This is a genomic window from Curtobacterium flaccumfaciens, from assembly GCF_051548005.1.
GTDB lineage: Bacteria > Actinomycetota > Actinomycetes > Actinomycetales > Microbacteriaceae > Curtobacterium.
Window position 1 is genome coordinate 1 of record NZ_JBPUGH010000106.1, and the last position, 11,957, is coordinate 11,957.

13 protein-coding genes are annotated in these 11,957 nt (G+C 71.1%); 11 read left to right on the forward strand and 2 right to left on the reverse strand.

Annotated elements, in window-relative coordinates:
• Positions 1 to 762 (reverse strand): type I methionyl aminopeptidase (map, locus tag ACSW7Y_RS12335; RefSeq protein WP_438126568.1); only part of this gene is annotated, 762 nt, incomplete at its 3' end.
• A gap of 180 nt (positions 763 to 942) precedes the next feature.
• On the opposite strand from map, the gene rplS reads away from it, so the two are divergent.
• The 9 genes from rplS (at position 943) to ACSW7Y_RS12380 (ending at position 8,100) form a co-directional block, all read left to right on the forward strand.
• A complete protein-coding gene (rplS, locus tag ACSW7Y_RS12340) occupies positions 943 to 1,299 on the forward strand; it encodes a 50S ribosomal protein L19 (protein ID WP_058726668.1) in 357 nt (118 codons plus the stop codon).
• Between the two features lie 154 nt (positions 1,300 to 1,453).
• Positions 1,454 to 2,197, forward strand: coding sequence for a signal peptidase I (gene lepB, locus ACSW7Y_RS12345; protein ID WP_438126569.1), 744 nt, complete (start codon positions 1,454 to 1,456; stop codon positions 2,195 to 2,197).
• Positions 2,194 to 2,898: a ribonuclease HII gene (locus ACSW7Y_RS12350; RefSeq protein WP_438126570.1), complete on the forward strand. Its 705-nt coding sequence runs from the start codon at positions 2,194 to 2,196 to the stop codon at positions 2,896 to 2,898. Before lepB ends, ACSW7Y_RS12350 begins: the two co-directional genes overlap by 4 nt.
• A gap of 72 nt (positions 2,899 to 2,970) precedes the next feature.
• Positions 2,971 to 3,294, forward strand: a complete 324-nt coding sequence (locus ACSW7Y_RS12355) for a DUF2469 family protein (RefSeq protein WP_058726671.1) — start codon at positions 2,971 to 2,973, stop codon at positions 3,292 to 3,294.
• Between the two features lie 87 nt (positions 3,295 to 3,381).
• The gene (locus ACSW7Y_RS12360; RefSeq protein ID WP_438126571.1) at positions 3,382 to 3,735 is read left to right on the forward strand and encodes a histone-like nucleoid-structuring protein Lsr2; all 354 of its coding nucleotides are present in this window, start codon (positions 3,382 to 3,384) and stop codon (positions 3,733 to 3,735) included.
• A gap of 148 nt (positions 3,736 to 3,883) precedes the next feature.
• Entirely contained in the window at positions 3,884 to 4,246 is a 363-nt protein-coding gene (locus ACSW7Y_RS12365) for a YraN family protein (protein ID WP_438126572.1), read from the forward strand.
• Complete coding sequence (locus ACSW7Y_RS12370) at positions 4,243 to 5,772, forward strand: YifB family Mg chelatase-like AAA ATPase (protein ID WP_438126573.1); 1,530 nt, start codon at positions 4,243 to 4,245, stop codon at positions 5,770 to 5,772. The genes ACSW7Y_RS12365 and ACSW7Y_RS12370 overlap by 4 nt, the downstream gene beginning before the upstream one ends.
• Positions 5,769 to 7,064, forward strand: coding sequence for a DNA-processing protein DprA (gene dprA / locus ACSW7Y_RS12375; protein WP_438126574.1), 1,296 nt, complete (start codon positions 5,769 to 5,771; stop codon positions 7,062 to 7,064). The genes ACSW7Y_RS12370 and dprA overlap by 4 nt, the downstream gene beginning before the upstream one ends.
• Positions 7,065 to 7,080: 16 nt before the next feature.
• Positions 7,081 to 8,100, forward strand: a complete 1,020-nt coding sequence (locus ACSW7Y_RS12380; RefSeq protein ID WP_438126575.1) for a tyrosine recombinase XerC — start codon at positions 7,081 to 7,083, stop codon at positions 8,098 to 8,100.
• Between the two features lie 158 nt (positions 8,101 to 8,258).
• Here ACSW7Y_RS12380 and ACSW7Y_RS12385 read toward each other — a convergent pair whose 3' ends face one another.
• Complete coding sequence (locus ACSW7Y_RS12385) at positions 8,259 to 8,930, reverse strand: M23 family metallopeptidase (RefSeq protein ID WP_438126576.1); 672 nt, start codon at positions 8,928 to 8,930, stop codon at positions 8,259 to 8,261.
• A gap of 405 nt (positions 8,931 to 9,335) precedes the next feature.
• On the opposite strand from ACSW7Y_RS12385, the gene ACSW7Y_RS12390 reads away from it, so the two are divergent.
• Both ACSW7Y_RS12390 and rpsB read left to right on the forward strand, forming a co-directional pair.
• Positions 9,336 to 10,778 (forward strand): sugar porter family MFS transporter, encoded by a 1,443-nt coding sequence (locus ACSW7Y_RS12390; RefSeq protein WP_438126577.1) that lies wholly within the window; start codon positions 9,336 to 9,338, stop codon positions 10,776 to 10,778.
• Between the two features lie 269 nt (positions 10,779 to 11,047).
• The gene (gene rpsB, locus ACSW7Y_RS12395) at positions 11,048 to 11,944 is read left to right on the forward strand and encodes a 30S ribosomal protein S2 (RefSeq protein WP_438126578.1); all 897 of its coding nucleotides are present in this window, start codon (positions 11,048 to 11,050) and stop codon (positions 11,942 to 11,944) included.
• Positions 11,945 to 11,957 lie beyond the last annotated feature (13 nt).

Sequence of the window (11,957 nt, forward strand, 5' to 3'; positions counted from 1 at the left end):
GCGCAGGGTCAGGACCTCGGGACCCGCCTCCGTGACGGCGACCGTGTGCTCCACGTGCGCCGCGCGCGAGCCGTCGGCGCTCTTCAGCGTCCAGCCGTCGTCGTCCTGGAACAGTTCGTCGGTGCCCTGCATGAGCCAGGGCTCGATCGCGACCACCAGCCCCGGGCGGAGCTTCAGGCCGCGTCCGGGGCGCCCGTCGTTCGGGACGTGCGGTTCGCCGTGCATCGTCCGGCCGACCCCGTGACCGCCGAACTGCGTGTTGACGTCGTAGCCGGCCTCGTGCGCGACGTGCCCGATCGCGGAGGAGACGTCGCCCAGCTTGTTCCCGACACGGAACTGCGCGATGCCCGCGGCCAGCGCCCGCTCGACCGTGTCGATCAGCCGCTGGTCGTCCTCCCGCGGCGTCCCGACCTGCACCGTGACCGCCGAGTCGGCCACCCACCCGTCGACGCTCGCGGCGAAGTCGAGGCTCACGAGGTCGCCGTCGACGAGCACGCGGTCGTCCGGCAGACCGTGCAGCGCTGCGTCGTTGACCGAGGTGCAGAGGTTCTTGCCGAACGGGCTCTTCCCGAAGGACGGGTGGTAGTCGACGTAGCAGCTCTCGGCTCCGCGGTCGGCGATCATGCGCGCGGCCACGCGGTCGAGGTCGAGCAGGTTCACCCCGACGTCGACCGTCTCGAGCAGTTCGTCGAGGACGTCGGCGACGAAGCGCCCGGCGACGCGGAGGCCGTCGAGTTCGGCGGGCGTACGGAGTTCGATCATGGGTCCATCCTGCCCGGGGTCCTGCTCCCGTTTTGTCTCCGGCGCGTCGTGTGGCAAGATTGTCCGCTGTGCCCTGGCTGGACTCTGCCACGGGGGAGTCGCCGACACCGGGCACGAACCACACACTTTCCGAAACCGATCCGCGGCGACCCGTGTGCGTCCGCAGAGAGTAGACCCATCATGAGCCAGCTCCTCGACTCCGTCGACGCAGCATCGCTGCGTACCGACGTCCCCGACTTCCGCCCCGGCGACACCATCAAGGTGCACGTCAACATCATCGAGGGCACGCGCTCGCGTATCCAGGTCTTCCAGGGCGTCGTCATCGCGCGTCAGGGTCACGGCCTCGGCGAGACCTTCAAGGTCCGCAAGGTGAGCTTCCAGGTCGGCGTCGAGCGCTGGTTCCCGGTGCACTCGCCGATCATCGACCACATCGAGGTCGTCACCCGCGGTGACGTCCGTCGTGCGAAGCTCTACTACCTGCGCGAGCTCCGCGGCAAGGCGGCCCGCCGCAAGATCAAGGAGAAGCGCGACGCCTGATCGCCTTCGCAGTGGGCGGCCGCGAGCCGGACGCCGCTGACGAGCCCTCGTCCATGTACGGTTGTGCGTGGACGGGGGCTCTTCCCGTTCCCGGACGCATTTCGTCGGACGGGGTCGTCGTCCGCGGGGGAGCCGTGCACGAACGAGAGTGGAAATGACCGACACGACGAAGGAACCGACGCTTCGGCCACGCTCGGGGAAGAAACGGAACGGCGTCCTCACCTTCATCCGCGACCTCGTCATCATCTTCATCGCGGCGCTCCTCGTGTCATTCCTCGTGAAGACCTTCCTCATCCGCTCGTTCTACATCCCGTCGGCGTCGATGGAGAACACCCTGCAGATCAACGACCGGGTGATCGTCAACGAACTCGTGCCGGACGTGGTGTCGCTCAAGCGCGGTGACGTCGTCGTGTTCAAGGACCCGGGCGGGTGGCTCACCGGTTCCGAGGTGCCGAACGTCACGCCCACGACCCCGGTCGGCAGGGCGGCGGACTGGGTCCTCACCCAGATCGGGCTCGGGACCGGGGACAGCGACGACCACCTCATCAAGCGGGTGATCGGACTGCCCGGTGACACGGTGTCGTGCTGCAACGACCTCGGTCAGATGTCCGTCAACGGCGTACCGATCAAGGAGCCGTACCTCAAGCTGCCGGCGGGGGCGCCGGCGTCCGCGACGAACTTCTCCGTCACCGTGCCGAAGGGCACCATCTGGGTGATGGGCGACAACCGCAACGACTCGAAGGACTCGCGGTACAACGGCGACACGCCCTCGAAGGGCTTCGTGCCGCTGTCCGACGTCACGGGGCGCGCCTTCGTGATCTCCTGGCCCACCAGTCGCTGGACGTGGCTCGACGATTACCCCGAGGTGTTCGCCGGGGTCCAGGAGCGGGACGAGTGACCGCCGTCCGACCCTCCCTGCGCGTCGAGAAGCGCCTGCTCGGGGACGGGCGGGTCACCGTGATCGGCATGGACGAGGTCGGACGGGGCGCGATCGCGGGCCCCGTGGCGGTCGGTGTCGCCGCGGTGACGCTCGACGTCGGCCGCGTGCCGCAGGGGCTCGCCGATTCCAAGCTCCTCAGCGCCGCGCGCCGTGACGCCCTCGTGCCCGTCGTCCGGCGCTGGGCTCCGACGGCGGTGGGCATGGCGTCCGCCGAGGTCGTCGACCGGCAGGGCATCGTGCCGGCGCTCGGGCAGGCGGGGGCCGCCGCGCTCGCACGACTCGTGGCGGACGGGGTGTCGCTCAAGGGTGCGGTGGTCGTGCTCGACGGGTCCTTCGACTGGCTCTCGCGCGCGGTCCCGGCGGCGTTGCTCGCCGGGGTCGACCCGCTCGACGTCGTCGTCCGGATCAAGGCCGACCGGGACTGCGCCTCCGTCGCGGCGGCGTCGGTCGTCGCGAAGGTCGCCCGCGACGCGCTGATGGTGGCCGCGCACGACGAGGCGCCGCACTACGCCTGGGCGTCGAACAAGGGGTACGGGTCCACCGCGCACTACGACGGCATCCGGAGCGTCGGCGCGCACGCGCTGCACCGGAAGTCGTGGCTGCACCAGGCGTCCAGCGTGACGCTCGACGGGTTCGCGGAGCTCGACGCCGTCGGGTGAGCGCCGGTTCCGAGCACGTCCTGACGTCGGTGTGGGACGTGCGTTCGGCATCGCCGTAGACTGTGGGACGCGATGGATGACGACGAATTCGACGACTACGACCGCGAGGTCGAACTGGCCCTGTACCGCGAGTACCGCGACGTCGTGTCGCAGTTCCGGTACGTGGTCGAGACCGAGCGACGTTTCTACCTGGCGAACGAGGTCGAACTCGTCCGCCGGGACACCGAGCACGATTTCTACTTCGAATTGTCCATGAAGGACGTCTGGGTGTGGGACGTGTACCGTTCCGATCGATTCGTGAAATCTGTTCGAGTGCTCACGTTCAAGGACGTGAACGTCGAAGAGCTGACGGCGCGCGAACTCGAATTGCCGAAGGAACTCGCACTCGACGAGTGATTCCCGGGAATCGCCGGGACACGGTTACCGAAGGTAATTGATTGCGATAATGTTCGGGAGAAGACTTTCCCCGATCAAGGAGTCGCAATGGCACAGAAGGTCACCGTCCAGCTCGTCGACGACCTCGACGATTCGCCGATCACCGCCGGAGAAGGCCGCACGGTCGAGTTCGCGTTCGATGGGTCGACGTACGAGATCGACCTCTCGAACGACAACGTCGACAAGTTCCGCGAGGCGATCTCGGACTACGTGGCGGCGGCGCGCAAGGTCAGTGGCCGGCGTTCCAGCGGTGGCGGAAGTGCCCCGAAGTCTGCTCCCAAGCGTGGCAACTCGGAGGAACTCGCGAAGATCCGCGAGTGGGCGAAGGACAACGGGTACGAGGTCTCGTCCCGCGGTCGCATCTCGACCCAGGTGCAAGAGGCCTACGCAGCTGCGCACTGATCCCCGTCGAACGGGCCCGAGCGAGTGATCGCCCGGGCCCGTTCGTCATTCCTGCACACCATTCGCGTCTTCGTTCGCCGTCCACAATTCGCGGCCGTCCGTCTCGAGCAGCCCCGTCGCTGCAGCAGCCTGGCGTCGGAGGCGGAACATGACGAACGGAACGACGACACCACTCGGAACGCACGGCGAATCCATCGCGGCGGAATGGCTGACGGAACGCGGGTACGACGTACTCGAACGCAACTGGCGATGCGCTCGGGGCGAGATCGACGTGATCGCGTGGGACGGTGACACGCTCGTCTTCATCGAGGTGAAGACGCGCGCGGGCTGTTCGACCGGACATCCGTTCGAGGCGATCACCGACGCGAAGGTCGCGCGTCTGCGCCGCCTCGTACCCGCATGGTTCGCGGAACACCCCGACGTCGGTGCGCGGAGCATCCGGATCGACGCCGTGGCCGTGCACATCGACGGGCCGCGGAGCGTCGTCGAGCACGTCGCGGGGATCCAGTGACGGGCATCGGCCGGGCGGCTGCGGTCGCGCTGCTCGGCGTCACGGGTCGGCTGGTCGAGGTCGAAGCGCACCTCACCAGCCAGTTGCCGGCGTTCCGGATCATCGGGCTGCCCGACACCGCGCTCGGCGAAGCACGCGAACGGGTGCGCTCCGCGGCGGCGAACGCGGGGTGTCCGCTCCCGGCGAGGCGGATCACGGTGAACCTCACGCCGGCGGCGGTCCCGAAGCGTGGGTCGGGGTTCGACCTCGCGATCGCCATGGCCGTCCTGGCGGGCGCGGGTACGGCGCCACGCGTGTCCCCGTCGACGGTCCACCTCGGTGAGCTCGGCCTCGACGGTCGGCTGCGTCCGGTGGTCGGGATCGTCCCGATGCTGCTCGCCGCGCGGGACTCGGGCATCCGTCGTGCGGTCGTCCCCACCGGCAACGTGTACGAAGCCGAGATCGTCGGCGGCCTGACCGTGACCGGCGTCGACTCGCTCCGTGCAGCGGCGATCGACGCAGGAGCAGCCCTGCCGCCGGTCGAGGTCGACCCGGTGCGGTCCGCCGCCCCCGGACCCGACCCGCTGGACCGGCCGGTCCCGGAACTCAGCGAGGTCGTCGGCAACGAGGTCGGCGTGCGTGCGGTCCTCGCGGCTGCTGCGGGCGGGCACCACGTGCTCATGCTCGGGCCTCCCGGTGCCGGCAAGACCATGCTCGCCGAACGGCTCCCCGGGATCCTGCCCGACCTCGACGACGGTGCAGCGCTCGAGGTCGCCGCCGTCCGGTCCGTCGCCGGTCACGGTGTGCGGTCGTGGACCCGACGGCCACCCTGGGAGGCACCGCACCACTCCGCCTCGGCCGTCGCACTGATCGGTGGCGGGTCCGGGGTCATCCGGCCGGGGGCGGTGTCCCGTGCGACCCACGGCGTGCTGTTCCTCGACGAGGCGCCGGAGTTCCCGCGGGCCGTGTTGGACGCGCTGCGGCAACCGCTCGAGTCCGGACGGATCAGCGTCCACCGGTCTGCGGGAGCCGTCGAGTTCCCCGCGCGCTGCCAGGTCGTCCTGGCGGCGAACCCCTGCCCGTGCGGGCACGCAGGTGTCGCGCACGGCGCACCGTGCGAGTGCTCGCCGAGCACCGTCCGCCGGTACCTCGCGAGGTTGTCCGGTCCGCTCCTCGACCGGATCGACATCCGGGTGCAGGTCCCGCGGGTCACGTCGGCCGCGGTGCGCGGGGCCGCCGACCGGGCGCCGACCACCGCTGAGGCCCGGTCGGTCGTCGAAGCGGCGCGTGCCCGGGCGGCCGCCCGTCTGGCCGGTACCGGGTGGAGCCGGAACGCCGAGGTGGCCGGTACCTGGCTCCGGCGTGACGGTCGCGGAGCACCCGGCTCGACCACGGTCATCGACCAGGCGCTCGACCGCGGCACGATCACCATGCGCGGCTGGGACCGCGTCATGCGTCTGGCGTGGACGCTCGCCGACCTCGCCGAGGCCGACCGTCCGTCCAAGGGCCACGTCGCGGGCGCCCTGGCGCTGCGGAGTGCGCTGTGACGGGGCACGGTCGGGCGGAGCTCCTCGACGCGGTCGTGGGCGCGACGGGCTTCCGCAGTGCTGACGGTCTCGACAGCACCGACGGTCTCGGCTCGCTCGACGCGGTCGAGGTGGCCACCCGGGTCGCGTGGTCCGTCGTCGCCGAACCCGGGGACGCGATCGCGGGCGGGCTCGTGGACGCCCTCGGTCCGGCACTCGCGTTCGAGTCGGTCCTGGCTGCGGTGGACGACGGGATCGACGGTCTCCTCGGTGTCTGTGCCGAGTACGGCGTCGCCGGCACCGACGACCTCCCCGCCTACGGCGGCGCGGTGTCGAAGGCGGTCGAGCGGTGGCGTCCACGTCTCGCGACCGCGGACGTCGGCGCGGTCCTCGCCGCCGCGGAGTCCGTCGGGGCTCGGCTGCTCGTCCCCGGGATCCCGGGGTGGCCGGACCGCGTCGACGACCTCGGGCACCACGCGCCCCTCGTGCTCTGGGCACGGTCCACGCTCGACGGTCCGCAGTCGGTGTTCGACCCGCCGGCCGTCGCGGTGGTGGGCTCCAGGGCGAACACGGTCGCGGGGTCGGAGGCTGCGGCGGACGTGACCTCACGAGCGGTCGACGCAGGGTGCGTCGTCGTGAGCGGGGGAGCGTACGGCATCGACGCGACTGCACACCGGGTGGCGATCGCCGCTGGCGCGCCCACCGTGGCGGTGCTCGCCGGGGGAGTCGACCAGCTGTACCCGACCGGCAACGTCGAGCTGCTCCGCAACGCGTCGCAACGCGGCGCCGTGCTCGCCGAGTCGCCGCCGGGTACACGCCCGTCGCGGTGGCGGTTCCTCGCGAGGAACCGGCTCATCGCCGCGCTGGGCGACGTGACCGTGGTGGTCGAGGCCGGGGCGCGCTCGGGGGCGCTGAACACCGCGCATCATGCGGGGCAGCTCGGGCGGACGGTGTTCGCCGTCCCGGGAGCGTTCTCCTCCGCTGCGTCCGTCGGCTGCCACCGGCTCGTGGCACAGGGACGTGCACAGCTCATGGTGCACCCGGACGAGGCGGCCGCTGCGGCGGTCGAGCACCGCGGCGGGGTGGTCCCGCTGTCGTCGGGCTCGCAGTCGGGTACGCCGTTGCACGTGCACGACGACCCGGACGTGCTCCGCGCACTCGACGCCCTCGGGCGACGATCGCTGTCCGTCGACGAGGTCGCGCGGCGCAGCGGGCTCTCGATCGCCGACGCCACCGACGCCCTTGCGCTCGCAGAGGTCCAGGGGCTCGTCCAGCACGGCGTCGGCGGGTGGTCGCGAGCGGTGACCGGGTGAGCCGTAGCCTGGGGCGGTGGACGGCACGAGCGACGAGCGGCACCTCGACCGGGTGCGCGACCTCGACCGGGTGGTCGACGGGTTCCTCGGCCACGCCCGACACGCGCGCGGCCTCAGCGAGCAGACCGTCCGGGCGTACGCGAACGACCTCGAGCAGTTCGTCGAGTTCGCCCTGGCACGGGGTGTGCCGACCGTCGACGGCGTCTCACTCGAGCTGCTCCGGGACTGGCTGTGGGAGGCCGACCAGCGGTCACTCGCCCGTTCGACCATCGCTCGGCGGTCGTCGTCGGTCCGGGCCTTCACCCGGTGGGCGAGCGAGACCGGGGTGCTCGCGTCGGACCCGGGCGTCCGGCTCCGGGCTCCCAAGGGCGCGTCCCACCTTCCTCGCGTGGTCACGAGCGACCAGGTGCGGACGCTGCTCGACGGGCTCACGGGCCGCGCGGCGACCGATGACCCCGGTGCACTGCGCGACCTCGCGGTCGTCGAGCTGTTGTACGCCGCAGCGATCCGGGTCAGCGAGCTCGTCGGCATCGACGTCGTCGACGTGGACCGGAGCCGACTGACCGTCCGGGTGCTCGGGAAGGGCGGCAAGGAGCGGGTGGTGCCCTTCGGGGTGCCCGCGCGGGATGCACTCGAGGCGTGGCTCGACCGGGGACGCCCCGTCCTCGCTGCACGGCGCTCGGCAACGGCCGGCGACTGCTCGGCACGGTCGACGAGCACGAGCACGAGCATGAGCACCAGCGCGGCTGCGGGCGCTGATCGCGCCCTCTTCCTCGGCGACCGTGGTGGCCGGCTCGGCACGAGGAGTGCCTACCGCATCGTCGCTCGGCTGCTGCAGGACCTCCCGGGGGAGGGACCGGCTGGTCCGCACACCTTCCGGCACACCGCGGCGACGCACCTCCTGGACGGCGGCGCCGACCTCCGGGCGGTGCAGGAGCTGCTCGGGCACGCGAGCCTCGGCACGACGCAGATCTACACGCACGTCTCCTCGGCACGGCTGCGCGAGGTGTACCGCACGGCGCACCCGCGCGCCTGACGCGAGGCCTCCGGCTCCCGACCACCGCCGTCGGGTCGTCGGCCCGGACGCTGGAACCGGGCGTCGTCCAGACGGTGGCGACGACCCCTCGCAGGCAGGGCCGATCGGCCCGCACCCGCACCCGCACCCGCGTCCGCGTCCGCGTCAGCGCACACGGTTCACCCGGGCCACTCCGACTCCGGCAGCAGCACGGGCCACGCTGCCTCGGGCAGGTACGGCGTCGGATCGACGTACCGGTCGTCCAGCCGCGCTCCGAGGTGCACGCACGGGTCGGTCGCGGGGCAGTGGCCGACCGCGACCCGTCCGAGCACGTCGCCCTGCGAGACCGCGTCACCCTTCGCGACCTCGGGGCTGACCGAGTCGAGCGTGCTCACGAGCCCTCCGCCGTGGTCGACGGACATGACCGGCCGGCCGGCGACCGCGCCCGCGAACGAGACGGTCCCGTCCGCCACCGCGACCGCCGGAGTGCCGATCGGTGCCGGGACGTCGATGCCCCGGTGTCCGGCCGCGTAGTCGTCGGCCGGCGCCTCCCACGGCCGCGCCAGCACGCGCGACCCGGTCGGCCACACCCACGGCCGGCCGTGCTCGTCGTCCGCCTGCACGGCCCCACCGAGGGACACACCGACACCTGCGGCCCCCAGGACCCCGCCGGAGGACGCCCCGTCCCCGCCGCCTCCCGTGAGTCCGACGCGCGCGAGCCCGCTGACGGGAGCCTCGCCCCCGCCGGCCTCCGCGTGCCCGACCCCGGCCGCCTGCCACCCGACCCCGACGGCCGCCACCACGAGGAACCCCGCAGCCCACCCGACCACACTCCTCATCCGGACCTCCATGCGCACGATCGTCGCGATCCGGACCCGGCCACGCGCCGGACCGCAGCCGAGGTGTGGAGGGCGAGTCGTGCCTCCCTGCCGGTGCAGGAGCCGCGAAGACCGCGAAACGCGCGCGTTCCGACCTCCCACGAGTCGATCGACGCGCGCGTCGTCGAAACGCGCGCGTTTCGTGAACCCGACCCGACCCGACCCGACCCGACCCGACCCGACCCGACCCGACCCGACCCGACCCGACCCGACCCGACCCCGCCAACCCCACACCGAGACCAACCGGTTATGACCACACGGCGCGCGAGGAGTACAGTCGGGGCCGCTCCGGAACACGCAACGCCGCTCGGACGGCGAACCAGCCGACCGCCGGGGCACCGTGCGCCACCCAGCACGGCGGCAAGAACCTGGAGCACCGTGTCGAACACGTCCACCCAGCACGGTGAGGACCGTGCGTTCAAGGGGAAGGTCACCCTGTTCGCCATCGCGGCGGCGGTCGGCGGCTTCCTCTTCGGATTCGACTCCTCCGTCATCAACGGAGCCGTCGACGCGATCAAGGGCGAGTTCGGCCTGTCCGAGGCCGCCAGCGGCTTCGCCGTCGCCTCCGCCCTGATCGGCTGCGCCTTCGGTGCCTACTTCGCCGGCCGGCTCGCCGACCGCTGGGGCCGCACGCGCGTCATGTTCTGGGCCGCGGTCCTGTTCTTCGTGAGCTCGATCGGGAGCGCGTTCGCGTTCGCGACGTGGGACCTCGTGATCTGGCGCCTCGTCGGCGGCCTCGGCATCGGTACCGCGTCGGTCATCGCGCCGGCGTACATCTCCGAGGTCTCGCCGAAGGCCATCCGCGGGCGCCTGGCCTCGTTCCAGCAGCTCGCGATCACGCTCGGTATCTTCGCCGCGCTCCTCTCCGACCAGATCTTCGCGGTGACCGCCGGAGGTGCCTCGGAGCAGGTGCTCGGGCTGGCCGCGTGGCGCTGGATGTTCCTCGTCGGCGTCGTGCCGTCGGTCGTCTACGGCGTGCTCGCGATCACGCTGCCGGAGTCGCCGCGCTTCCTCCTCGCGAAGGGCCGGAAGGACGACGCGCGCGGGGTCATGGAGAAGATCGTCCCCCGCGACACCGTGAACACCAGCCTGGAGGAGATCCAGGACGGCATCGAGAAGGAGGCGAACGAGAAGAAGGGCTCCATCCGGGGCAACCGCTTCGGCCTCCAGCCGATCGTCTGGGTCGGCATCATCCTCGCCGTCCTGCAGCAGTTCGTCGGCATCAACGTGATCTTCTACTACTCGACGACGCTCTGGCAGGCCGTCGGGTTCAAGGAGGACCAGTCCTTCCTGATCTCGACCATCACCTCGGTGGTGAACGTCGCCGTCACCTTCATCGCGATCTTCACGGTCGACAAGCTCGGCCGGAAGCCGCTCCTCGTGGCCGGTTCGACAGGCATGTTCGTGTCGCTGGCGATGGTCGCGATCGCGTTCTCGCAGGCGACGATCGTCAACGGCGCACCGCAGCTGCCCGGTGCCTGGGGCCTCATCGCGCTCATCTTCGCCAACCTGTTCGTCGTGTCCTTCGGTGCGACGTGGGGTCCGCTCATGTGGGTGCTGCTCGGTGAGATGTTCCCGAACCGGATCCGTGCGACGGCGCTCGGCGTGGGCTCGGCGGCGAACTGGATCGCGAACTTCGTGGTCACGATCTCGTTCCCGGTGCTCTCCGGCTTCAACCTCACGGTGACCTACGGCATCTACGCGCTGTTCGCGCTCCTGTCCCTCTTCTTCGTCATCAAGAAGATCCCGGAGACGAAGGGCCGCTCGCTCGAGGAGATGGGCATCACGGCCGAGGGCGAGACGGTGGACGCCAAGTCCTGACCGTCTGGTCGCCGGCCTGGAGGCCCGGATCACCTGCGCCGACCGGCGTGCGTGATCCGGGCCTCCCGTCTGTTAGCATCTATCCAGCAGCGCGCTGAGCGCGCTGACTTCGCGTGTCCACACGCACCCCACGGCCACCGGTCCCGCTCTCGCGAGCGGGCGGCCGTCCGGGTGGGGCACCAGGGGCCACGACCACCGGTCGTGACCGACACAACCGCAACCGTGCACGCGGCTCGAACAGCCGCGCGCCGAGAACAAGGAGGGACGGCATGGCCGTCGTCACCATCCGCCAGCTGCTCGACAGCGGCGTCCACTTCGGACACCAGACCCGTCGGTGGAACCCGAAGGTGAAGCGATTCATCCTCGCCGAGCGCTCGGGCATCCACATCATCGACCTGCAGCAGTCGCTGGCCTTCATCGACCGTGCGTACGACTTCGTCAAGGAGACGGTCGCGCACGGCGGCACGATCCTCTTCGTGGGCACCAAGAAGCAGGCGCAGGGCTCCATCGCCGAGCAGGCGACCCGCGTCGGCCAGCCGTACGTCAACCAGCGTTGGCTCGGCGGTCTGCTCACGAACTTCCAGACGGTCTCCAAGCGCCTCGCGCGCATGAAGGAGCTCGAGGAGATCGACTTCGACGACACGACGAAGGGCTTCACCAAGAAGGAGCTCCTCATCAAGAAGCGCGAGCTGGACAAGCTCCACAAGACCCTCGGTGGTATCCGCAACCTCACGCGGACCCCGAGCGCGCTCTGGATCGTCGACACCAAGAAGGAGCACCTCGCGGTCGACGAGGCGCAGAAGCTCGGTATCCCGATCATCGGCATCCTCGACACCAACTGCGACCCGGACGAGATCACCTACCCGATCCCGGGCAACGACGACGCGATCCGCTCCGTCGGTCTCCTGACGCGCATCGTCGCCGACGCCGCCGCCGAGGGCCTCAAGACCCGCCACAACGGTGGCGACGAGGAAGAGGCCGAGCCGCTCGCCGAGTGGGAGCAGGAGCTCCTCGGTGGCGAGCAGGCCGCCCCGGCTGCTGCTGAGGCCCCCGCCGCAGAGGTGCCGGTCGAGGAGAACGACGCCGACGCGCAGGTCGCCGAGAAGGAGATCGGCGAGCCGATCGCCGAGGCCTCCAAGAACGCGGACGCCACCTCCGCCGAGTGACCTCGCGGGGGGG

Bases quoted from the DNA above. Each gene is read 5' to 3' on its own strand.
- ACSW7Y_RS12365 (WP_438126572.1), top strand. From the start codon at position 3,884: ATGACGAACGGAACGACGACACCACTCGGAACGCACGGCGAATCCATC.
- ACSW7Y_RS12360 (WP_438126571.1), top strand. From the start codon at position 3,382: ATGGCACAGAAGGTCACCGTCCAGCTCGTCGACGACCTCGACGATTCG.
- ACSW7Y_RS12355 (WP_058726671.1), top strand. From the start codon at position 2,971: ATGGATGACGACGAATTCGACGACTACGACCGCGAGGTCGAACTGGCC.
- rpsB (WP_438126578.1), top strand. From the start codon at position 11,048: ATGGCCGTCGTCACCATCCGCCAGCTGCTCGACAGCGGCGTCCACTTC.
- rplS (WP_058726668.1), top strand. From the start codon at position 943: ATGAGCCAGCTCCTCGACTCCGTCGACGCAGCATCGCTGCGTACCGAC.
- ACSW7Y_RS12385 (WP_438126576.1), bottom strand. From the start codon at position 8,930: ATGGAGGTCCGGATGAGGAGTGTGGTCGGGTGGGCTGCGGGGTTCCTC.
- lepB (WP_438126569.1), top strand. From the start codon at position 1,454: ATGACCGACACGACGAAGGAACCGACGCTTCGGCCACGCTCGGGGAAG.